At 71.2% G+C, this 22042-nt stretch carries 27 protein-coding genes; 23 read left to right on the forward strand and 4 right to left on the reverse strand.

Going from position 1 to position 22042, the window contains the following annotated elements:
* Positions 1-20 precede the first annotated feature (20 nt).
* Positions 21-1268, forward strand: a complete 1248-nt coding sequence (locus CKY47_RS33210; RefSeq protein WP_306750309.1) for a ribonuclease D — start codon at positions 21-23, stop codon at positions 1266-1268.
* Between the two features lie 131 nt (positions 1269-1399).
* Here CKY47_RS33210 and CKY47_RS33215 read toward each other — a convergent pair whose 3' ends face one another.
* Entirely contained in the window at positions 1400-2035 is a 636-nt protein-coding gene (locus tag CKY47_RS33215) for a MerR family transcriptional regulator (protein ID WP_306750310.1), read from the reverse strand.
* A gap of 91 nt (positions 2036-2126) precedes the next feature.
* Between CKY47_RS33215 and CKY47_RS33220 the strand changes: the two genes are divergently transcribed.
* The 6 genes from CKY47_RS33220 (at position 2127) to CKY47_RS33245 (ending at position 8290) form a co-directional block, all read left to right on the forward strand.
* Positions 2127-3044, forward strand: coding sequence for a hypothetical protein (locus CKY47_RS33220; protein ID WP_306750311.1), 918 nt, complete (start codon positions 2127-2129; stop codon positions 3042-3044).
* A complete protein-coding gene (locus CKY47_RS33225) occupies positions 3041-3490 on the forward strand; it encodes an ABA4-like family protein (protein ID WP_306750312.1) in 450 nt (149 codons plus the stop codon). Before CKY47_RS33220 ends, CKY47_RS33225 begins: the two co-directional genes overlap by 4 nt.
* Before the next feature lie 44 nt (positions 3491-3534).
* The gene (locus CKY47_RS33230; RefSeq protein WP_306750313.1) at positions 3535-4755 is read left to right on the forward strand and encodes a thiolase family protein; all 1221 of its coding nucleotides are present in this window, start codon (positions 3535-3537) and stop codon (positions 4753-4755) included.
* The gene (locus tag CKY47_RS33235) at positions 4752-6863 is read left to right on the forward strand and encodes a 3-hydroxyacyl-CoA dehydrogenase NAD-binding domain-containing protein (protein ID WP_306750314.1); all 2112 of its coding nucleotides are present in this window, start codon (positions 4752-4754) and stop codon (positions 6861-6863) included. The genes CKY47_RS33230 and CKY47_RS33235 overlap by 4 nt, the downstream gene beginning before the upstream one ends.
* 210 nt (positions 6864-7073) lie before the next feature.
* Positions 7074-7526, forward strand: a complete 453-nt coding sequence (locus CKY47_RS33240; protein ID WP_306750315.1) for a hypothetical protein — start codon at positions 7074-7076, stop codon at positions 7524-7526.
* Positions 7527-7528: 2 nt separating this feature from the next.
* Complete coding sequence (locus CKY47_RS33245) at positions 7529-8290, forward strand: DUF72 domain-containing protein (protein WP_306750316.1); 762 nt, start codon at positions 7529-7531, stop codon at positions 8288-8290.
* Here the strand turns inward: CKY47_RS33245 and CKY47_RS33250 are convergent.
* Positions 8275-9015: an arylamine N-acetyltransferase family protein gene (locus tag CKY47_RS33250; protein ID WP_306750317.1), complete on the reverse strand. Its 741-nt coding sequence runs from the start codon at positions 9013-9015 to the stop codon at positions 8275-8277. The genes CKY47_RS33245 and CKY47_RS33250 overlap by 16 nt on opposite strands.
* Positions 9016-9048: 33 nt before the next feature.
* Positions 9049-9747: a hypothetical protein gene (locus CKY47_RS33255; RefSeq protein ID WP_306750318.1), complete on the reverse strand. Its 699-nt coding sequence runs from the start codon at positions 9745-9747 to the stop codon at positions 9049-9051.
* A gap of 28 nt (positions 9748-9775) precedes the next feature.
* Here CKY47_RS33255 and CKY47_RS33260 point away from each other — a divergent pair, with 28 nt between their 5' ends.
* The 9 genes from CKY47_RS33260 to CKY47_RS33300 all read left to right on the forward strand — a co-directional run bounded on the left by CKY47_RS33260 (position 9776) and on the right by CKY47_RS33300 (position 16961).
* Positions 9776-10603, forward strand: a complete 828-nt coding sequence (locus CKY47_RS33260) for a DUF72 domain-containing protein (protein WP_306750319.1) — start codon at positions 9776-9778, stop codon at positions 10601-10603.
* A complete protein-coding gene (locus CKY47_RS33265) occupies positions 10596-10976 on the forward strand; it encodes an HNH endonuclease (protein ID WP_306750320.1) in 381 nt (126 codons plus the stop codon). Before CKY47_RS33260 ends, CKY47_RS33265 begins: the two co-directional genes overlap by 8 nt.
* Positions 10977-11018: 42 nt before the next feature.
* Positions 11019-11369, forward strand: coding sequence for a peptidase inhibitor family I36 protein (locus tag CKY47_RS33270; RefSeq protein ID WP_306750321.1), 351 nt, complete (start codon positions 11019-11021; stop codon positions 11367-11369).
* 87 nt (positions 11370-11456) lie between these two features.
* Entirely contained in the window at positions 11457-11948 is a 492-nt protein-coding gene (locus tag CKY47_RS33275; protein WP_306750322.1) for a hypothetical protein, read from the forward strand.
* 35 nt (positions 11949-11983) lie between these two features.
* Positions 11984-13375 carry a plasmid pRiA4b ORF-3 family protein gene (locus CKY47_RS33280; RefSeq protein ID WP_306750323.1) on the forward strand — a complete coding sequence of 464 codons (1392 nt, stop codon included), beginning with the start codon at positions 11984-11986 and terminating at the stop codon, positions 13373-13375.
* A gap of 558 nt (positions 13376-13933) precedes the next feature.
* The gene (locus CKY47_RS33285; protein ID WP_306750324.1) at positions 13934-14299 is read left to right on the forward strand and encodes a PE domain-containing protein; all 366 of its coding nucleotides are present in this window, start codon (positions 13934-13936) and stop codon (positions 14297-14299) included.
* 5 nt (positions 14300-14304) lie between these two features.
* A complete protein-coding gene (locus CKY47_RS33290) occupies positions 14305-14868 on the forward strand; it encodes a DUF3558 domain-containing protein (protein ID WP_306750325.1) in 564 nt (187 codons plus the stop codon).
* A 12-nt stretch (positions 14869-14880) separates the two neighbouring features.
* Positions 14881-16185 (forward strand): PPE family protein, encoded by a 1305-nt coding sequence (locus CKY47_RS33295; RefSeq protein WP_306750326.1) that lies wholly within the window; start codon positions 14881-14883, stop codon positions 16183-16185.
* Positions 16182-16961: an ESX secretion-associated protein EspG gene (locus tag CKY47_RS33300; protein WP_306750327.1), complete on the forward strand. Its 780-nt coding sequence runs from the start codon at positions 16182-16184 to the stop codon at positions 16959-16961. Before CKY47_RS33295 ends, CKY47_RS33300 begins: the two co-directional genes overlap by 4 nt.
* Positions 16962-17054: 93 nt before the next feature.
* On the opposite strand, the gene CKY47_RS33305 is transcribed toward CKY47_RS33300, so the two are convergent.
* Complete coding sequence (locus tag CKY47_RS33305; protein WP_306750328.1) at positions 17055-17315, reverse strand: hypothetical protein; 261 nt, start codon at positions 17313-17315, stop codon at positions 17055-17057.
* A gap of 148 nt (positions 17316-17463) precedes the next feature.
* On the opposite strand from CKY47_RS33305, the gene CKY47_RS33310 reads away from it, so the two are divergent.
* From CKY47_RS33310 to CKY47_RS33340, 7 genes are all read left to right on the forward strand, one after another.
* Positions 17464-18312 carry a helix-turn-helix domain-containing protein gene (locus CKY47_RS33310; RefSeq protein WP_306750329.1) on the forward strand — a complete coding sequence of 283 codons (849 nt, stop codon included), beginning with the start codon at positions 17464-17466 and terminating at the stop codon, positions 18310-18312.
* Positions 18313-18322: 10 nt separating this feature from the next.
* Complete coding sequence (locus CKY47_RS33315; RefSeq protein WP_306750330.1) at positions 18323-18499, forward strand: DUF397 domain-containing protein; 177 nt, start codon at positions 18323-18325, stop codon at positions 18497-18499.
* Positions 18500-18624: 125 nt separating this feature from the next.
* Positions 18625-19311 carry a hypothetical protein gene (locus CKY47_RS33320; RefSeq protein ID WP_306750331.1) on the forward strand — a complete coding sequence of 229 codons (687 nt, stop codon included), beginning with the start codon at positions 18625-18627 and terminating at the stop codon, positions 19309-19311.
* A complete protein-coding gene (locus tag CKY47_RS33325; protein ID WP_306750332.1) occupies positions 19308-19634 on the forward strand; it encodes a hypothetical protein in 327 nt (108 codons plus the stop codon). The genes CKY47_RS33320 and CKY47_RS33325 overlap by 4 nt, the downstream gene beginning before the upstream one ends.
* Entirely contained in the window at positions 19631-20395 is a 765-nt protein-coding gene (locus tag CKY47_RS33330) for a hypothetical protein (protein WP_306750333.1), read from the forward strand. Before CKY47_RS33325 ends, CKY47_RS33330 begins: the two co-directional genes overlap by 4 nt.
* Before the next feature lie 32 nt (positions 20396-20427).
* On the forward strand, positions 20428-20889 hold the full coding sequence (locus tag CKY47_RS33335) for a hypothetical protein (protein ID WP_306750334.1): 462 nt from the start codon (positions 20428-20430) through the stop codon (positions 20887-20889).
* A 93-nt stretch (positions 20890-20982) separates the two neighbouring features.
* Positions 20983-22008 (forward strand): hypothetical protein, encoded by a 1026-nt coding sequence (locus CKY47_RS33340; protein WP_306750335.1) that lies wholly within the window; start codon positions 20983-20985, stop codon positions 22006-22008.
* Positions 22009-22042 lie beyond the last annotated feature (34 nt).

Below are 22042 nucleotides of genomic sequence, written 5' to 3' on the forward strand. Positions count from 1 at the left end.
TCGTCGTAGGGTCATCCGCCGTGGACGTACCCTCCGACGAGCCAACCGAACCAACCGGAGCTGATCCGGTGCCGCTGGTGGAACCTGCTGACGGGGTTCCACCCGTCGTCGCCGACGCTCCGTCGCTCCGGCGTGCCGCTGATGCGCTCGCCGGGGCGACGGGTCCGGTCGCGGTGGACACCGAGCGCGCCTCGGGCTACCGCTACTCGCAACGTGCCTACCTGGTGCAACTGCGCCGGGCAGGCGCCGGGACCGTGCTGGTCGACCCGATCGCCCTGGGCGGTCGGCTCGATCCGCTGGTCGAGGCGCTGGACGGGACCGAGTGGGTGTTGCACGCGGCGTCGCAAGACCTGCCGTGCCTCGCCGAACTCGGGCTGCGCCCGAGCACGTTGTTCGACACCGAGCTGGCGGGCAGGCTGGCCGGTTTCGAGCGGGTGGCGCTGGGCACGCTCGTCGAGCGGTTGTTGGGCTACAGGCTGGAGAAGGGGCACGGTGCGGCCGACTGGTCGCGCCGGCCCCTTCCCGCCGACTGGCTCAACTACGCCGCTCTCGACGTGGAACTGCTGGTCGAGCTGCGTGACGTGCTCGAACAGGAATTGAAGCGGCAGGGGAAGCTGGAGTGGGCCCTCGAGGAGTTCGAGGCAGCCCGCACGGCACCCCTGCCGCGTCCGCGCGCGGAGCCGTGGCGCCGCACGTCGGGCATCCACCGCATCCGCAGCCCGCGGCAGCTCGCCGCCGTGCGGGCTCTGTGGGAGGCGCGTGACGCGCTGGCGCGGGAGCGCGACATCGCACCGGGTCGGGTGCTGCCGGACAGCGCCCTGGTCGAGGCGTCCGTGCGCGGTCCGGCCGACGAGGCCGCACTGCTCGCGCTCCCCGTGTTCCGGGGTCGGGCGCAGCGGCGCCTGGTGTCGGTCTGGCTCGGCGCCCTCCAGAAGGCCGCCGCCCTGCCGCGCGCCGAACTGCCCGAGCCCTCGCAGCAGCACGACGGCCCGCCGCCGGCCAACCGCTGGTCCGACAAGGACCCGGCCGCCGCCGCCCGGCTCGCCGCCGCGCGCACCGCGCTCAACGCCATCGCCGAGGCCAACACCCTGCCGGTGGAGAACCTGCTGCTGCCGGACCTGGTGCGCCGCACCTGCTGGCGGCCGCCGGCCGACCTCTCCCCCGCCGGCGTGGCCGCCACCCTCCGGGAGGGCGGCGCGCGCTCCTGGCAGGTGGACCTGACCGCGACGGCCCTGGCCGAAGCACTGGCCACCCCACCGCCCGCCTGACCGCACCGGGTTCACGAACGCACGACACGCGGGTCCCGAACGCACGACACGCGCGGGTCGGACTTACGACTCGCGCGTGTCGTGCGTTCGTGCCGGGCGTGTCGTGCGTTCGCGGCCCTCGAGTCCCACGTTCAGGGACAGGGCGGTGGGGGGGCGGTGCGGCGTTGGGCCGCGTGGCGGCGGGCCAGCCTGCGCACGGCCGCCAGGGCCGCGTCGCCCAGCACCGTGCCCACGGCGACCATCTCCAGGGCCGCGTCCTGCGACGGCGCCGTCATGACCCAGTCCAGGTCTCGCTCGGAGATGTCGACGCACGCCCGCGCGTAGTCGTCCAGCACGTCGACGAACGTGTCCTGACCGACCTGCCGGGCCGTGGTGAGCACGTTGACCAGCGTCGCGTAGACGCCCGAGTCCTCCTCCAGCTCCCACCCGTGCCGCGTCACGAACTCGCGCACCCACTCGTGGGCCACCTCGTCCGACGACGGTTCGCCGTCCAGCGCCACGACGGCCTTCTCGACCGTGCCCATGGCCTTGTAGAGCGACTTGTCCGGGTCGTCGAGCGCCCCGAGCACGTCGCGCGCGGCCGAGATCGACAGCCCGCCCACCTCCACGAGCGCGCGCACGAGCCGCAGCCGGTGCAGGTGCTCCTCCGAGTAGCGGGCCTGGTTCGGACTGGTCCGCTCACCCGCCGGGAGCAGCCCCTCCCGCAGGTAGTACTTGATCGTCGGCACCGGCACACCGCTGCGGTTGCTCAACTCGGCTACGCGCACGCTCCGAAACCCCTTCCCGAGATGGCCCCAGGTATGGATACTGTAGCTATCCGATAGTAGAAAGTGCCACTATCCATACGAGGAGTCGACCGTGACCCGCCTGCTGCGCCGGCACCCACCCCTGATGCTGTTCTCCCTGCTCATGACCGCCTTGACGCTGCTCTGCGCGGGCGGCCTGCTCGTGGACGACCGCATTCTGGCGGGGTCCCCCATCTGGTTCAAGCCGTTCAAGTTCAGCGTCTCCCTGGTCGTCTACGGCGTGACGCTGGCCTGGATGCTCACCTTCGTCACCCGCTTCCGGCGGCTCGCGTGGTGGGCGGGCACCACGATCGCCGTCGCCGGCAGCGTCGAGATGACGATCATCATCACGCAGGTGCTGCGCGGCAGGCGCAGCCACTTCAACGTGGCCACGGCACTGGACGCCACCCTGTACTCGGTCATGGCCACGACGATCGTGACGCTCTGGGCGATGCACGCCATCATCGCGGTCGCCCTGGTGTTCACGCGCTTCGAGGACCGCGCCGCGGGCCTGGCGATCCGCCTCGGCCTGGGTCTCGCGCTGGTCGGCCTCGCGGTCGGCTTCCTCATGACGCAGCCCGCCCCCGGCCAGGACCCGGCGGCCGGAGTCGTGGGCGCGCACAGCGTCGGCGTGCCGGACGGCGGTCCCTACCTGGCGGCCACGGGCTGGAGCACGACGGGCGGGGACCTGCGCGTCCCGCACTTCGTGGGCATCCACGCCCTCCAGGTGCTGCCGCTGGTGGTGCTGCTGCTCCGCCGGCGCGCGAACACGGCGCTGGTCTGGGGCGCCGCGATCGGCTACGCGGGGTTGATGGCCCTGGTCACCTGGCAGGCGCTGCGCGGCCAGCCGCTGCTGCGGCCGGACGCGGCGACGTGGGCGGGCGCGGCGGCCGTGCTGGCGTGGACGGGCGCCTCGACGACGTGGGCGCTGCGCCGCCGACCGACCCCGCCCGCGCCGAGCACGCCCGAGCGGGAGGCGGTGCCGGCATGACCGGGTTCCTGTTCGAGATCACGTTCTGGCTGGTGGCGCCGTTCTGGGCGCTGATGGTGTTCGCCCCGAAGTGGTCATGGACTCACCGGATCGTGTCATCGCCGCTGATCACCGTGCCGGCGCTCGCGGTCTACACCGCCCTGGTCGCCGGGCACCTGCCCGAGTTGTGGGCGACGATGAGCGACCCGGACCTGGGCACGCTCCGCGAGTTCGCCGGCTCCTCGTGGGGAGCGGCGGCGATCTGGGCGCAGGTGCTCGCGTGGGACCTGCTGATCGGGGTGTGGATGTTCCGGGAGAGCCGCCGGCTGAACCTGCACCCGCTGCTCATGGGCCCCCTGCTGGTGTTCACGATCATCTTCTCGCCGTTCGGGTTCGCGATCTTCCTGGCGGTCAGGTACGCCTGTGACGGACCTGACAGGGCCACCACTGTGGTTACCGGTCAGTAACAGGGGCTAGAGTTGTGTTACCGATCGGTAGGAGAGGAGACGCCGTGGCCGCACCAGTAGCGCCGGCACGCGTTCGCAACGTGGTCTTCGTGGATGGCGTGCGCACGCCGTTCGGCAAGGCCGGCCCCAAGGGAATCTTCGCGGAGACGCGTGCCGACGACCTGGTGGTCAAGGTCATCCGCGAGCTGCTGCGCCGCCACCCCGAGCTGCCCCCGGAGCGGGTCGACGAGGTGGCCATCGCGGCCACCACGCAGATCGGCGACCAGGGCCTGACCATCGGCCGCACCGCGGCGCTGCTCGCGGGCCTGCCGAAGTCCGTGCCCGGCTACGCCGTGGACCGCATGTGCGCGGGCGCCATGACGGCCGTGACGACGTCGGCCAGCGGCATCGCGTTCGGCGCGTACGACGTGGTCATCGCGGGCGGCGTCGAGCACATGGGCCGGCACCCGATGGGCGAGGGCGTCGACCCGAACCCGCGGTTCCTGTCCGACCGGATCGTCGACCCGTCGGCGCTGGTCATGGGCTCGACGGCGGAGAACCTGCACGACCGGTTCCCGCACATCACCAAGGAGCGGACGGACGCCTACGCGGCCGCCTCGCAGGCCAAGTACGCCGACGCGGTGAAGAACGGCAAGATCGGCCCCGAGTTCGTGCCGGTCGCGACCCGTTCCGCCGAGCACGGCTGGGGCCTGGCCACGGCCGACGAGCCGCCGCGCCCCGGCACCACCGTCGAGGACCTGGCGAAGCTCAAGACGCCGTTCCGCCCGCACGGCCGGGTCACCGCGGGCAACGCGGCCGGCCTGAACGACGGTGCGACCGGCTGCATCCTGGCCGAGGAGGAGACCGCCCGCGAACTGGGCCTGCCGATCGGCATGCGCCTGGTGGGCTACTCGTTCCTGGGCGTCGAGCCCGACGTCATGGGCATCGGCCCGGTCCCGGCGACGGAGAAGGCGCTCAAGCGCGCCGGCCTGACCATCGAGGACATCGGCCTGTTCGAGATCAACGAGGCGTTCGCCGTGCAGGTGCTCGCCTTCCTCGACCACTTCGGCATCGCCGACGACGACCCGCGCGTCAACCAGTGGGGTGGCGCGATCGCCACCGGCCACCCGCTCGCCTCCTCGGGCGTGCGGCTGATGACGCAGCTGTCGCGGCAGTTCGCCGAGCGCCCCGACGTGCGCTACGGCATCACCACCATGTGCATCGGCATCGGCATGGGCGGCACCGTGATCTGGGAGAACCCCCACTGGAACGGAGAGGCCAAGTGACCACGTTGACCGCCGACGAGGCCAAGGCCCTGTTCCCGGACGAGGTCGTGACCGTCGCGAAGACCCGGCTGGTGTCCGTGCCCGGCGTGGCCGGGCAGGTCGCCCTCATCACCATCGACAACGGCCACGACCACACGCGGCCGTCCACGTTCGGCCCGCAGTCCCTGGTCAGCCTGAGCGCGGCGTTCGACGAGGCCGCGGCCGCGAAGCCGGCGGCCATCGCGGTCACCGGCAAGCCGTTCGTGTTCGCCGTGGGCGCCGACCTGACCGCGGTGGAGGGCGCGTCGCGGCGCGAGCAGGCCGTGACCATCGGTCGGCTCGGGCACGACGTGTTCCGCAAGTTCACCGAGTCGACCATCCCGACCTTCGCGTTCGTCAACGGCGCGGTCATGGGCGGCGGCCTGGAGCTGGCGCTGTCGTGCCACTACCGGACGCTGGCGTCCAACGCGGCGGCCATCGCGCTGCCCGAGGTGTTCCTGGGCCTGTTCCCGGGCTGGGGTGGCACGCAGCTGCTGCCGAACCTGATCGGCGCGAACGACGCGGTCACCGTGATCTTCGAGAACGCGCTGAACCAGAACCGCATGCTCAAGCCGAAGCAGGCGCTGGACCTGGGCATCGTCGACGTGCTGTTCGACTCGGCGGACTACCTGGAGCAGTCGCTGCTGTGGCTGTCCTCCGTGGTGCGCGGCGACGTGACGCCGGCCCGCGGGGAGATCGACCGCGGTGAGGCGTGGGACGCGGCCGTGGCCCGCGCCCGCGCGATCGTCGAGGGGAAGACCAAGGGCGCGGCGCCCGGCGCGCTCAAGGCGCTGGAGCTGCTGGAGCTGGCCCGGGAGAACGACCTCGACCGCGGCTACGCGGCCGAGACCGAGGCGCTGGCCGACGTCGTGATGAGCGACGAGCTGCGCGCGGGCCTGTACTCCTTCGACCTGGTGCAGAAGCGGGCCAAGCGGCCGGCGGGCGCGCCGGACAAGTCCCTGGCGCGCAAGGTCACCAAGGTCGGCATCGTCGGCGCGGGCCTGATGGCCTCGCAGATGGCGCTGCTGTTCGCCCGCCGGCTGGAGGTGCCCGTCGTGCTGACGGACGTCGACCAGGCGCGCGTGGACAAGGGCGTCGGCTACGTGCACGCCGAGATCGACAAGCTGCTGGGCAAGAAGCGGGTGTCGCCGGACAAGGCGAACCGGCTCAAGGCCCTGGTCACCGGCTCGCTCGACAAGGCGGCGTTCGCCGACGCGGACTTCGTCATCGAGGCCGTGTTCGAGGACCTGGCCGTCAAGCAGAAGGTGTTCGCCGAGGTCGAGGAGCACGTCTCCGCCGAGGCGGTGCTGGCGACCAACACGTCGTCGCTGTCGATCACCGACATGGCGGCGGGCCTGAAGCACCCCGAGCGGGTCGTGGGCTTCCACTTCTTCAACCCGGTCGCGGTCATGCCGCTGCTGGAGATCGTGCGCGCCGGGCGGACCGACGACGCGACGCTCGCCACCGCGTTCGCCGTGGGCAAGCAGCTGAAGAAGTCGTCGGTGCTGGTCAAGGACGCCCCGGCGTTCGTGGTGAACCGGCTGCTGACCCGCTTCATGGGCGAGGTCGTGAAGTCGATCGACGAGGGCACCCCGTTCGAGGTGGCGGACAAGGCCACCGAGCCGCTGGGCCTGCCCATGTCGCCGCTGGTGCTGCTCCAGCTCGTCGGCCCCGCCGTGGCGCTGCACGTGGCCGGCACGATGCACGGCGCGTTCCCGGACCGCTTCGGCGTCTCGGAGAACATGAAGCGCTTCGTCGAGGCCGGCAAGACCGCCGTCTGGCAGTGGGACGCCACCGGCAAGCAGACCGTGGACCCCGAGGTCCAGGAGCTGTGGGAGTTCGGCGACAAGCCGCTCACCGGTGACGAGGTCTTCAACCGGGCCCTGGAGGCCCTGGCCGAGGAGATCCGCATCATGCTCGACGAGGGCGTGGTGGCCGAGGCGCAGGACATCGACCTGTGCATGATCCTCGGCGCGGGCTGGCCGTTCTGGCTGGGCGGCATCACCCCGTACCTGGACCGCTCGGGCATCTCGGAGAAGGTGACGGGCAAGCGGTTCCTCGCCCCCGGCGTCGCCTCCGTGCCGGCCTGACCTCCGTCCACAGCGCACCCCGTCATCCGCAAGGGTGACGGGGTGCGCTCGTTCCCGCACCGGCCGGTGGTCGACGTCCGGGTGGCGTGCCGCGCGGCGGTCGTCCGCCTCTGACACCGTGTGGTCGCCCGTTGGTGCTGCCGGTTACCGCCGGCGCGCAGCCGGGTGAGCGGCCCTCACAACCCGTTGCCAAGACCCGATCTTGGTGGCATGAGCCCTCAACGCCGAAGAGCCCGCGCCCGCCGCCCGCACCCCGACCCCGTGCGGGTGGAGGAACTGGTCGCGTTCCTGCGGTCCGACCGCGGCTGGCGCGACGAGGTGGCGCACCGCCTCGTCGCCAAGCTGGACCAGCGTCTCGTGCGGTCGGTGCGCGCGTGCGGGTGCCGGCCCATCGCGCACGTCGCCGAGCAGCTCGACAGCCAGGCGTGCGTCGACCTCGGCCCCGGCGCCCCCTACCAGCTGGCCAAGGCCGTGTACGGGCAGGTGAGGCTGCGCGGTGCCGCCCGGCTGCGCCAGACCGCGCGCAGCCTCCGCGTGCTCGGCGTCTACCTGTGCGGCAGCGACCTGGCGCACTGCCCCTGCACCGAGGCCCTCGCCCGCGACCCGCAGCAGGCGCGCGTGGACCGCGTCGTCACGGGTGCCCTGGACGGTGCGGGCTTCTAGCGATGAGTTTCACCCGTGTGGTTCAGGGCAACTCGGTCACCGTGGGCAAGATCCGGATAGGCACCTCGGGCTGGCACTACCCGCAGTGGCGCGGGGACTTCTACCCGCGCGGCCTCCAGCAGCGCCTGGAGCTCCAGTTCCTGTCCCGGCGGTTCGACACCGTCGAGGTCAACGGCTCGTTCTACGGCCTGCGCAAGCCGACCGACTACACGTCGTGGTCCGCGCGCACGCCCGACGACTTCGTGTTCGCCGTGAAGGGCCACCGCGAGGTCACGCACCACAAGCGGCTGCGCGACGTCGGCGACGACCTGCGCGAGTTCTACGACTCCGGCGTGCTCGACCTGGGCCCCAAGCTCGGCCCCGTCCTGTGGCAGCTGCCGCCGACGCTGCCGTGGCTGCCCGAGCGGCTCGCGGCGTTCCTCGACCAACTCCCGCCGGTCCGCCACGCCCTGGAGATCCGCCACCCCACGTGGGACAACCCCGAGCTGGTCGAGATGCTGACCGAGCACGGGGTGGCGCTGTGCGCGGCGGAGTCGGCGGGCCGCTTCCCCGAACCGGTCGAGCCGACCGCCGACTTCGCCTACGTGCGCCTGCACGGCGACCGCGAGCTGTACAAGAGCGCCTACTCGGACGAGGCGCTGGACAAGTGGGCGTCCCGCGTCCGCGAGTGGGCGAAGTCCCGCGACGTCTACGTCTACTTCGACAACACCATGGACAACGCCGCGCCGCACGACGCCCTCGCGCTGGCTCAGCGGCTGAGCTGAGGCACCCGGTCCAGCACGATGCCGAAGTGCTCGGCGTAGGCGGCGAGCAGCGCGTCGTCGTCCAGGTCCTCCACGAGCTTCTCGTCGCCCCTCGTGGTGATCAGCTTCGAGCCGGCGACGGTCACCCGCCCCTCGGCGGTGGGCAGCGAGCAGGTCGCGCCGCGCCGGAACGGCGACCCCGGCCACGTCTGCTGGTACCAGCACGTGGCCCGGAACTCCGCCAGCTCCCGGGGCCGCTGCTCGAACCGGTACTGCGGCACCCCGTCGAACAGCACGTCCACGTCGCCCTCGGGGGTGTCGACGAGCCGGAACACGCCGCTCGGGTCGTGCTGGTCCTCCCGGCTCGTGATGTCCAGCGGTCGCAGCGCGAACCGGCCGAACCCCACGTCGACCAGCAGGTCCCCGACGCGCAGCGCCAGGTGGTCGAACGGCGGCCCGTACGCGCCGTCGCCGAACACCTTCGCCGACAGCAGCGCCACGTCGTGCCCGAGCGCGCGGAGCAGCGCGGCGAACGCCCCGTTGAGCTCGTAGCAGAACCCGCCGCGCCGCCGGTTCACGACCTTGTCCACCAACGCGTCCTCGTCGAGGTTGATCTCCTCCCCGAGGTGGATGGACAGGTTCTCGAAGGGCACGGTCGCGAGGTGGCGTTCGTGCAGTTCGACCAGGGTGGAGGTGCGGGTCGCGCCGATGCGGTCGAGGTAGGCGTCCAGCGTGCGTTCGTCCATGTGATCACCGTGCCCCCTCAGGTGCGCTGGAGGTCAAGCGGGATTCCACCACGCCTCCACGGAGCCGCCGTTCACGGAGCCGCCGTCGTCGACGAGGAACACGGACAACCGCATCGCCACCAGCGTCGTGTCGATGCTCCGCAGCAGGGCGCGGTAGGTCCGCACGTCGGGCAACGCCACGGCGACCCGGTCCTCGCCGTGTTCCCTCCGCAGTTGGAGCACCTTCACCACGGCCCCGGCGAACCACTGCCGGGCCTGGGTCGCCGGGTGGGTGGGCTTGGTCTCGTGCGCCCGCCGCAGGTCGGCGTACGAGGTGGACGGGTAGCCCTTGACCTCGACGTGCAGCAACATCCCACCACGCTCGGCCACGACGTCGGTGCCGTGCTCGCGGGACGCGGTGTCGGCGATTCGCCGCGGGTTCCACCCCTCCGCCGCCAACCAGGCGGCGACGCGTGACTGGGTCGACGCCTCGTCGCGGTCGGTCCCAGCCGGCGTCGGCGTCACGGCCGGGGTGGACGGTGCGGGGGCGTCGAGCACGCGGCGGTCGTCGGGCAAGCGATTGCGGATGGGCTTGGCCGCGTCGTCCCGGACGATCCGGCCGTTCGCCGCCAACGCCCGACAGCACTGGTCGACCTGCTGGTGGACCACGTGCAGCGCACCAGCGACCTCGGCATACGACAGACCGCCGGGGTGGTCGGCGAGCAGGGCCAGGACGCGGTCCGGGAGCTTCACACCGGACATCATCGGGTACCCGCGCCACATGGCTGGACAAGTGCGGATCGGCACGTCGGGCTGGGTGTACCCGACGTGGCGGCGCGGCGCGTTCTACCCCGAGGGGCTGGTGCAGCGCCGGGAGCTGGAGCACATCTCGCGCCTGATGACCTCCGTCGAGCTGAACGGCTCGTTCTACTCGCTGCAACGGCCCTCCAGCTACCGGGCGTGGGTCGCGCAGACACCCGACGACTTCGTGTTCGCGGTCAAGGGCGGCCGGTTCATCACGCACCTCAAGCAGCTGCGCGACGTGGAGGTGCCGCTGGCGAACTTCTTCGCCAGCGGCGTGCTGGCGCTGGAGCACAAGCTGGGTCCGTTCCTGTGGCAGCTGCCGCCGCGGACGGCCTACGACCCCGACCGGCTGGCCACGTTCTTCGACCTGCTCCCCCGCACCACCGGGGAAGCCGCCAAGCTCGCGGAGAACCACGACGAGCGCCTGCCCGACGAGCGCGCCCTCGTGACCACCGAGGTCGACCTGCCCCTGAGGCACGCCCTGGAGGTCCGCCACGAGACGTTCCTGACCGGCGAGTTCCACGACCTCCTGCGGGCGCACGGCATCGCCCTGGTCGTCTCCCACAGCGCCGGCCGGTTCCCGTACCTCGACGACGTCACCGCCGACTTCGCCTACCTGCGCCTGCACGGCAACCAGGCCCTCTACGTGGGCAGCTACACCGACGCCGAACTGGACCACTGGGCGGACCGCGTGCGCGAGTGGGCGGCGACCCGCGACGTGTACGCGTACTTCGACAACGACACCGACGCGGCGGCCCCGCACGACGCGGTCCGCCTGGCCGCCCGCCTGGGGCGCGATGCCTGACCCCGCACTCGACCGGGCCGCCCGCCTCACCCTGGCCATCGCCCGGGACGGCCCCGACTGCACCTGGTGCCGCCGCCCGTTCACCGGCCACGTCACCCCCACCACCGACCACCTGGTGCCCAAGGTCAAGGGCGGTCCGTCGTGGCTGGAGAACGAGGTGGCCGCCTGCCGGCGCTGCAACCGCGAACGCGGCCACCTCTCCCCCGCCGACTGGCTCGCCGAGTGCGAACGCCGGGGGTGGCGCCCCGACGCCGACCGCGTGGCCCGCGTCCTCGACTCCCTGGCCGGAGCCATCGCAGCCCGGGGCGGCCAACGCCGCGCACGTCCCTACCTGGCAGGCCAGCAACGCCGCCTGAACCACACCAACAGGTGAAGGCCCGGGACAACGGCCCCGTCCCGCTGCAACCTGGGTCACATGAAGATCACCGCGCTCGCCGCCGCCCTCACCCTCCTCACCACCGGCACCGCCGCCGCGACCCCCTCCACACCGGCCTGCGACCGGGGCGAGTTCTGCGTCTGGTCGGCCAAGGACTACGCCGACAAGTCGCACCGCCTGGACCTGGAGACCGCGAACCCGCGCGAGTGCATACCCCTGCCGGACGGCTTCACGGCCCGCTCGTTCGCCAACCTCCTCAACCGCGACACGTCGGTGTTCCAGAGCGCGACGTGCTCGACGGAGGCCGACTTCACCACCTACCCGGGCCGGGGCACCTACGTGCCCGACGCCCCGTTCGTCGTGAGGGCGGTCCAGGTCTGGGAACCGTGAGCCGTCGATTCCGGACGAAGACGACCACGCGGAGGTCGTCTTCGTCCAGAATCGACCACCCGCACCCACGAGGAAGGCCCACCACCAGTGACCACCCGCTCCGCCGAGCCGACCAGGCACCTGCCCATCACGACCGAGCAGGCCGAGACGATCACCAGCAGGTCCGCGGCCCGGGGCAGGCTCCTGTTAGCCGCGGGCCTGGTCCTGGGCATCGCCGCCACGTTCCTGACCCCGCTCCTCGTGGGCGGCTACCCGCCCCTGGCCGCCTTCGCCCGGGTGTCGAACAGCGTCGCCGTCGTCATGGTCCTGGCGGCCGGCACCGTCATGCTGCTGGGCAGACGCGCCCTGGACGGCACACGCCTGGTCCTGCGCCGAACACGCCAACTCCGCAGCGGCATCGGCCTGGCGTGGGCGTTCGCCCTGCTCGGCTCGCTCCTCGCCTGCGCTGCCCAGGGCTACGCCCTCACCAGGGCCACCGGTGACGCCGGCGCGGCGTGGCTCCTGCTCCCCCTGTACGGCCTCCCGATCCTTCCCACCTCGGCGGCGGTCGTCACCGGCAGGCGCCTGTTCCCCGTGTAGCGGACCGCCGCACCGGCCATGGCACGATGAGCCGGGTGTCGGACCCCACCCTCGCTGATCTCCGTGCCTCCCTCGCGGCCGACGGCGCGCCGGAACACGTGCTCGAACTGGTCGACGACTCGACCGACATCGACGACGCCCTGGAGCGACTGGCCGCGGCGGGCGTCACCGGACCGCCGGTGAGCGCGCTGCTGGACGGCTTCACCCCGCTGCTCGAACAGGGCTGCGGCCCGCTGGACGCCGAGCTGTCGGGTTCCGACTTCCTCGGCGTGGTGATCGACAGCGTCGCGCCCGAAGACCTGCACCGGGCGCTGACCGCCGTGGTGAGCGACGGCGAGGCGACCGGCAGCCCCGAAGCGCTGGCGATGGCGCGCGTCCTCGCCGTGCTCGCCCCCGCCCCGGTCCGGGACCTCGCGCGGGCCGCCGCCGACCGGCTCGTCGCCGGCGGGCTGCGCGATCCGAGGTGGGTGAAGGCGGTCGGGAAACCGGCGGTCGGCGAGTGCTTCGGCTACACCGACCCGCACGGCGCGCAGCAGGGCGTCGCGCTCACCTTCTCCTACGGCCGCAAGGTCCACGTGCTGGTGGTGCTGATCGACCACGACCTCGGCGGCGGGGTGAAGGACTGCTTCGTCACCGACCGCCCGAAGGAGATCAGGGCGGGGTACGAGCAGGCCGCCGAGCAGCACGGCATGGTGTTCCGGGTCTACCCGCCCGAACAGGCGCGCGCGATCGTGGCGGACGCCCTGGACCGCGAGCCCTGCCCGGTCGAGCCGGACCAGGTCGAGGACGTCCGCGCGCACGTGACCCTGCTGCGGCAGCGGGTCGAACTGCTCCCCGAGGCGCCCCGCACGCCCGCCGACACCTCCGTCCACCGCCTCAAGATCACGCTGAGCGGCTCGAAGCCGCCGATCTGGCGGCGCTTGGAGGTCCCGTCGACCATCCCGCTGGTCCACCTGCACCGCGCCGTGCAGGACGCGTTCGAGTGGGAGGACTGCCACCTCTGGGTGTTCCACACCCCCGCCGGCGACTACGGCGTGCACGACCCGGAACTGGGCCACGGGGACGCCACGGCCGTGACGCTCGCCGACGTCGCACCGACCCCGAAGACCCGCCTGACCTACCTGTACGACTTCGGCGACGACTGGGACCACGACATCCTCGTGGAGGACGTGGCGCAGGCCGAACCCGGCGCGGCGTACCCCCGCTGCCTCACCGGTCGGCGCGCGGCCCCACCGGAGGACTGCGGCGGCATCCCGGGTTACGACCACCTGTGCGAGGTGCTCGCCGACCCGTTCCACCCCGAGCACGCCGAACTGCTGGAGTGGCTGGAACTCGACGACCCCGCCGACTTCGACCCCGCCGCGTTCGACCGCGACGAGCTGAACGACTACCTGGCCGCGTGGGCGAAGGTGCTCGTGAAGCCGTAACCGCGGGGACAACGGCCTGCGGCAGTCGATCCTCCTTGGTCCGATGACCACACCCTGCCGAACACGGCGACTCTTCCTGCGTCTTCACCGCCGACGCCGCCGATTCCGGAAGCAGGGACCACCTGAACCCGCACCGGGTGGTGGAGCAGGCGTGTGGCGCGCTGGAGCGGGAGTGGACGCGGCAGCCCGTGTTGGCGCTGGACGGCCTGACACCACTCGGCAGGTACCCGGCCGGGCAGGCTCTGCCGGACCGCCTCGTCCACCGCGTCCGTTACGGCGCGGTGGACGGTGGACCGATTGGACCGGACGCACTGGTGCTGTTGTGCCCAATGGGTGATGAAACGACGGTTCCTCGCATCAACGACTACATCGTCCGAGTGAACACGCTCGAAGAGCGCATTATTGCCCGGTCTCCGTGGCCCGCAGCCGGGATACTTCACTCGCTCGTAGGTTGAGTCGACCGGTTTCACCCCGGTGACTTTGTCATGCCCGGACTCGAACACGCACAGCGACGACTCACGTGCAGTTAGTGATCAAGGCAGGAGAAGGGGAGGTCTCATGCCGTTCATGGCGAGTGGCAGCGAAGCCGGCACTCCAGTACCCGCCCGACCGGTCACCATGCAAGTCGAGCCAGACCAGATCCTGGCCCTCAAAGCCCGCTACGAAGCCGTCCGCGACACGATCCAGGACTTCCTCGATACCAATAGACGATCTCTGCGCGCCTCACCGCTGGCCGATGACGAGGTGTCCACCGACGCCGCTTCGATGTTCGCGGAGAACGCGGGACTCGCCATCGACGTAACCGAGCGCTTCCTGGACGAACTGAACCTGAACATCGATCAACTCGACCAGGCCGCCAGGACGTACGACTTGGCCGAGGACACGAACGAGAACCGCATGCAGCAGCAGAACAGGGGAAGCTGAACGCGATGCGTCGATCTCTGCTCGCAATTGCTGCGGCACTCGCCCTGACTACAGCCTGCGCGGCCCAGGACGGCACTCCGAAGCCGGCTACCACCACCGCGACGAGCGTACCGGCCTCGACCGCACCATCGAGCGCTCGGCCGAAGGAAGTTCTGCTCGACGGCGAAGACCCATGTCAGATGGTCACCGCCGAGCAACTTGCGACGATGCAGTTCGAAGGTCCCGGCCGGACGGGCACGGATTCCACCTACAAGTCGCCGTACTGCTCATGGACCGCCACCGGCCAGTCCATCCAACTGATTCCCGTCACCACCGAAGGCATAGAGGAGTGGACTGACGGAAAACGCCAGGGGCAATCCACCGAAGCCGACCCGGTCGAAGGGTTTCCAGCCATCACGGTCATCTTGCCGGATGACCTCAACCAATGCGACCTCTTCGTGGACACGGCCGAGGGCCAGTACCTGTCGACCACGTACTCGGTCAGTCCGAGTTTCAAGGACCGCTTTCCCGAGCCGTGTGACGGGGCACGAAAGCTCGCGGAAGCAGCCATGCAGAACTTGTTGAAGTGAGGGGGAGCATCGATGGGTGGGATCGGTAACCACAACTTCGACGCGCAGTCGCACGAGCAGCTCTACGAGAAGATCCACGGCGGGCCGGGCCACTCGGCGGCCCAGGCCGTGGACGACGCCTGGAACAGCTTCCGCGCGGTGATGGGCAACGCCAAGAGCGAGCTGGAGTCGGCGATCCGGGACGCGGGGGCGGTCTGGGTCGGCGCGGCGGGCGAGCGGTTCACCGGCAGCGCGGCTCCGCTGGTGCAGTGGGCCGAGGACGCCCGCGTCGCCGGCGTCGAGACGCACAACGCCTTCTCCGCCCAGACCTCCCACTACAGCGGTGCGAAGACGCGGATGCCGGAACCGCTCGAGGTCACCTCCACGGCGAACGACGACTTCTTCGGCATCCCGGCCGGTTTCACCCACCTGGTCGGGGGTCAGACCGACCAGGACGTCCAGGAGCAGCAGGCGAACGAGGCCAAGCGCGAAGCGGTCCGGGTCATGAACGGCTACCGCGACGGCGCGTCCTCGGCGGTGAGCCTCCTGGGCACGTTCACGCCGCCGCCCCAGGTGACGACCCAGGTCACCGAGCCGACGTTCGAGCGGTCCGAGGCGCAGAGCCGGTACTCCCAGCAGTTCTCGGACGGCCAGTGGAGTTCGACCACCTCCACCGACACCGGCCGCACCACCTCGCCCCAGCCGCAGCAGCCGGTGAGCGCTCCCCCGGCCGTCGCGCCCACCGGCGGCGAAACCAACACCTCGGCAGTCGGGACGACACCGGACGTCGTGCCCCGACCGGGCCCCACGCCGATCACTCCCCCGCCCTACACGCCCGGACCGCCGCAGCCACCGGTCGCGGTGCCGCCGCCCGGCATGATCAGGCCGAACCCGGTCCCGGGCTTCTACGACCGGCGGACCCCGTCCGGCGGCAACCCACCCAACAGCAACCCGCCCGGCAAGGGCACCGGCCCGGGAGTTCCCAAGGGATTCGGCGGCAGCCCCCAGGGTGGCGCGCCCAGGTTCGGCGGCGGGCTGCCCGGCGTTCCGGGCCGGCCCGGTCACGGCGGCCTGCCGTTCGGCCCCGGCTCGTCCTCCGGCATCGCCGGAGACCAGCACGCCAGCCGCGCCGGCACGAGCAGCGCTGCTGCGGCAGGCGCGAAGGGCGCGGCGGGCAACCCGATGGTGGGCGGCACGGCCGGCGCACCACAAGGCGGTCAGGGCGAGGACGACATCGAGCACAAGGCCGCGCCGTACCTGGAAGAACTGGACGACGTGTGGGGCCAGGACTCCATGCCCAGGGTCGCGCCGCCGGTGATCGGGGACGACGGCCCGTGAGGTTCACCCTGTCCCGGCTGGAGTTCGAGCTGTGCTGGGACCACCTGAAGCTGGGCGAGTACCCGACGATCCTGTCGATCCCCTCCCACGGCGCGACGCTGGACGAGCGCCGCGCGTTGTTCGACGACGCGTGGCGCTCGCTGGAGGCACGCGGGCTGGCCGAGCGCGGCGGACTGGATGCCCGCCTGGCCGGTTCGCTGGAGCTGTTGGCACGTCCGGACCGCGAGGTCGACGCCCGGCTGCGACTGGACTCCGGCCCACGGGTCCGCGCGGTCGCGGCGGCCCGGCGCGGGCACGCGGTGTCGGCCGTGCTGACCGCGGACGCACTGGTGTTGAGCCGGATCGACGAGAGCACGCTCGCCGCGTCGCTGGTGTCGCTGCTGCCTCCGCACCCGACTCCCCGGTCACGGTCCATCAGCCTCCTCGCGGCGGACCTGGAACGGGCGGCGGCTGCCGCCGGTGAATCCGCCACCCGCCTGGAGAACGCGCTGCGGGACGCGGGCGTGCCCCGGCCCGACGCGCAGAAGATCGGCTCGGTGCTCGGCAACGTGCAGCGGATGGGCCAGTTCGGCGCGGCGGTCCGTCCGCCCCTGCACGGCGGGCCGGGGCCGAGGAAGCGCGGCCCGTACGCGGTGTCGTTCTACGACACGCCGGAAGGGCGGTGGCAGTTCACCCGCCGCCCGTCCGGCGACGGGAGGGAGTGGTCCACCCTGAGCCCGGCCGACCCCCAGCGGCTCGTTCACGCCGTGTCGGAGTTGCTGGGTCTGACCGGCTGATCGGCTTCGACGGACTCCTGATCGACCTGGTTGGTCAGGAGTTCCGCCATCGTCATGTCCTCGACGGGCTTCTCGGGTGTCATCGGGACGGCCTCAGGACGACAGTCGATGACGGCCGGCCTGGTCCACGACGCGGTCGAACGGCAGCAGCGCCAGCCGCACGTCCCGCCGCAGCCCGCAGTCCGCCGAATCGCACGCCGGGCACCACCCCTTCTCGTCGAGCGGGTGGGCGTTCAGGCACGTCAGCACCGCGCCGATCAAGCGGAACGTCTCCGCCCGCGCCATTTGCAGCGCCGCACCGTCGGGCTTGCGCAGCACGCCCACCAGCACTTCCTTCATGTGCAACCGGACCACACGGTCGTCCTCAACACTGTTCACACACGGAGGGTTGCAGTGAAATAGATACGCCTGCAACCATCACATGCAACCCGATGAGGTGACTTTTTCCAACCCAGTCCTCGCTTTCTGCTTCGATGCTTGCAAACATCGCAAGGAGCGGAACATGTCATTGCCGAAAGCGGGCGTCACCACCAGGGGAATCGGGTTCGAGTTGGAGCGCCTGCGCACAAAAGCGCAGCTCACCCTGCAAGACGTGGGCAAAGGGCTCGGTGTCTCGGCCAGCACGATCAGCAGGCTGGAGAACGGCAAGCGGCAGCCGACCCCGGAAGAGGTCTCCGCGATGCTCGCCGTCATCGGCGTGATCGGCCCGGAGCGCAACCGCCTGCTCGACCGGGCGCGCGGCGGCGACGGCTCCGGTCTGGTCGAGGCGAGCAACCCGACCGTGCAGAGCCGCACCTACCTGAACTTCGAGACCAGGGCGACGGTCATCACCGACTTCGAGCTGATGCTCATCCCCGGTCTCGCCCAGACACCGGAGTACGCCTACGCGATCATCTCCGCGATCCAGGTGGACGAGGAGGAGTCGAGCATCGAGGTGCGGGTGGGCCGCCGCATGGCACGCCAGGCGATCCTCGCCCGCCGCAGGCCCCCGGAGCTGAACCTCATCCTCACCGAGGCGGCGCTGCGCCTGCCGATCGGTGGCCCCGGGGTGATGACCCGACAGCTCAGGCACCTGGTCGACCTGGCCGGACGGGCGAACACCACCATCCGCGTCATCCCGGCGGACGTGGTCGGCCACGCCGGCCTGCTCGGCCAGTTCGTGATCCTCGACTTCGCCAACGACAAGCCCGTCGTGCACGTCGAGGACCGCACCACGGGCCTCTTTTTGGACGAACCGGCGAGGGTCGCGCTCTATAGGCTCACGGTGGAGAAGTTGGCGGCCGTGGCGCTGGACGAGGAGGACTCGGTCCGGCTGATGAAGTCCATCGCGCGTGAGTTCGATGGCGAGTGAGGTGACGCACATGACTACGCCTGCATGGCGGACGAGCAGCTACAGCGGCAACGACAGCAACTGCGTCGAAGTCGCCCTGGGAGAGCACACGGTCGGCATCCGCGACTCGAAGCGCCCCGACGCCGGGGACTTCACGATCAGCACCGAGTCGTTCCGCGCCTTCGTGCGCTCGCTCCGGCACGACTGAACCGCACGTCGGGACCACTGGTCCGCCCTACCCGCAAGCGGGTGAACCCGCTGGAAGCACCGCCGCCCACCCTCCCCGCGTCGATACAGTCCGGAGCCGACCGGCTACCGAACGCAGGGGGGCACGTGGGCGGCACATTCAAGTTCGGGTTCGAGGAGGACGACGGGGAGGACCACCGGCCGGCCCGGCGCCCGGCGCTCGCACCGGACATCACCGCGGTGCTGTCCGGGAGCGACGTCGACAACGCCGTCACCGTGACCGTCGACGAGTCCGCGGCGGTGCTGTCGGTGGCGTTGTCGGCGCGGTGGCAGGCGTCGGTGGACCCGCGGGCGCTCGGTCCGGCCGTCGTCGCGGCGGCGAACGCGGCGACCGCGCGCGCCCTGGCCGAGCAGGTCGAACTGGTGGCGCGGAGGCCGGTGACGACGGCTCCCGCCCCCACCGGGACGGGGCCTCGGATCACACCGGAGTACGTACTGGGGCTCATGGCCGCCGTCTCCGCCGACCTGGAGCGGTTCACCAGGCGGTTGGCGGAGGCCGCGGACCGCCCGGTGACCGTGGAGAGCCGGGGCGGGCACGTGCGCGGCGCGGCCCGACGCGGGCAGGTCCTGGAACTGGCGATCGACCCCGGCTGGGCGCGCGTCGCCCGCCCCACCGAGGTGGAGCGCGAAATCCTGGAAGTCCTGCGGGCGCTCCGCGACCGCGGCAGCCCCGCCGACCTCGCGGCCGGTCCGCGCAGCCCGGCCATCACCGAACTCACCGCCCTCGCGGGCGATCCGGACACACTGCTGCGACGGGTGGGTTTGCTGCCATGACCGACATCTCCGTCGCACTGGACGCCATGCGCTCCGACGCCGCCGCCTGGTCGGCCGCGGCCGAGCGGCTCGACGGACCACGCTCCGCGATCGGTGACCTGGCCCTGACCGGGGCCGACGTGTCCATGTGGGCGGTCGACCGGGGCCTGGACCGCACCTACGACGACGCCCGCGCGACCCTGGAGGACATGCTCGCCCAGGCGACCCGCGCCTTCCGGGGCCTCAGCGAGAGCCTGCACGCCGCGGCGAACACCTACGAGGCCGAAGAGGAAGCCAACCGGCACGCCATGAACAGCATCCACGCGCGGGACGGTGAGCGGTGAACCCCCTCATCCGCGAGGTCGACCAGCGGACGCGGGAAGTCGACCAGCACACCAGGACGTTCTTCGAGCAGGTCGACAGCGCGATGAGCTGGGTGCCCGCACCGCTGGAGCACCTGGTCGACCCGATCGTGCGCAACATGGCGCTGCTCCACAAGAGACTGCGGGACTTCTGGGACCGGGTCGAGCAGCTGAACGGTCAGCGCGGCGACTCCGACCGCCTCAAGCAGGTCGGCGAGCAGTGGGTGTCGCGGGTCGGCGACGTGCTCGGCGACATCGCCGGCACGATCGGGGCGGACCGGCTCCGCACCACCATCGAGTGGGAAGGCCGCGCCGCACGGGCTTACCAGTCGACGGTGCCGCCCCAGGCGGCCGGGCTGAACGCGGTCAAGGACATCGCCGGGCAGATGCGCTCGTCGCTCACCAGTCTGGCGAACTCGATCGACATGTTCTGGATCGCGATGGGGATCGCGCTGACCACGTTCGTGGTCGGCATCCTCGCCGCGGTGGGCGCCGCCGTCACGATCGTGGGCATCCCGGCGGCGATCGCGGCGCTGATCGGCGCGGCGGGGGTGACGATCGGCCTCATCAGCGCGACCATCGTGGCGATGGAATCGCACGTCAACACGATCGAGGTCGAACAGGCCGCGATCCGGCAGAAGGTCCGCGACCTGGGCTCGACGTGGGCGATGCCGAACACCGGGGATCTGACCGACGCGAGCACTGCTGACGGTGACGGCTCGGACTGGCGGCCCAGCCCGTGAGGCCCGTCGGCCCCCCACCGCTCCACGCCTGGATGCCGGCCACGCGCGTGCGGGAGGTGCGCGGGCTGTGCGTCGGCCTCGGCGCCGGGGGCGTGGTCGTGTGCGCGGTCCTCGCGTCGGCGATCGTGGTCGTCGGCGGGGCCCTGCCGATCACCTACCCCGCGTTCAGGGTCATCCTGTGGACCACGGGGTGCGGCTCGGTGTCGGGGCTGCTGCTGTCCTGCCTGAGCCTGATCTCGTCACGCTCCTTCGTCCGGGGTGAGCACCTCGACCTCGCCGGCGCGCGTCGGGTCAGGCGGGCGTCGGCGGTGTGCTGGGTGAACTCGACCCTGTCCGCCATCCTGTCCTGGGCCGCACTGACGACCGTGGTGAGCAAGGGCATGCTGCCGGGCGGCTTCACCGGGGGCGCGTGGGCCTACCTGGTGCTGGTGATCGCGCCGGCCGGCCTGGCGGGTGTCCTGTTCTTCGCCGGACGTGCGCTTTTCCCTCGCTGATCCGCGCGTGACGGATTCCCGCCCACCGGAGGAGCACATCGGGACCTAAGGTCAACCCCCACACGATCAGGTGACAACCGGTGGGGAACGTCCATGACGCTCGCTCTTCTCGCCCCTTGCTACGGCAACCCCGACACGAGGAAGCGCTTCCACGAAACGATCGAGGGTTCCATCGCCTTCACCCGGGAGCCCTACCGCTCGCTCCTGTCCGAGGCAGACCTGACCAAGCTGGAGGAGTTGCACCCTTCCGGCGAGGCGCACTTCTGGGGTGCGATCCCCCGGCACGACAAACCCATGGAACGGTTGCGCTCCGGCGGCGTCGTGCTGTTCGTCGGCGAGAAGAAGATCAAGGCCACCGGCGAGATCGGACACCTCTTCCGCAACGGGCCCTTGGCCGATCTGCTCTGGAACCAGCACGCCAACGATTCGAGCTTCACCAACGTGTACAGCGTCCTCAACGTCCGGCTCACCGACTACCCGATCACCGATCTCTGGGGCATCGAAGGATTCACCGCAGGTGACTACGTGTACGGGCAGCGCGTCGTCGAAGAGCCCAGGTCGGGGCGCCTGATCACTGCTTTCGACATCAACCCGGGCACTGCGGAAGCGGAGTTGAGCGCCAAGCTGAACGCCACCGCCGACCTGGTCGGGCTGGGCATCCGCGTGATCCCCGTCGAACGAACCCACGTGGATGTCGTCTGGCATCGGATCGCGGAACGGCAGACCGCGTACGAGCGGGTCGAAGCTCGTCTGGTCGCCCACTACCGGGCTTTCCGCTCCGACGTCGAGATGCGCAGTTTCGTCACGCCGAGCGGCAAACGAGCCGATCTGTACTACCGCGACGACGCGGATGTCGTGGTCATCGAGGCGAAGAGCCTGGCCACGCACGGCAAGGTGCGGGAAGCGGTCGCCCAGCTGCTCGACTACGCGGCGGACAGCCCGGACGCGGTCACCCGTCTGATGGCCCTCTTCCCGGAACGTCCCGGTGCCGACGGTGTCGCCCTGCTGCACCGACTCGGCATCGACTGCGTCCACCGGAACGCCGACAACCTGTTCACCACGGAGCCCGCTCCCGACGAACGCCGTCGGTACATGCACCCGGTCTGGCGCGGCCGCTGACACCCATTGGTCGGCGAGCCCCGGTCACCTCGAT

This window comes from Saccharothrix longispora (assembly GCF_030852425.1).
Classification (GTDB): domain Bacteria; phylum Actinomycetota; class Actinomycetes; order Mycobacteriales; family Pseudonocardiaceae; genus Actinosynnema; species Actinosynnema longispora.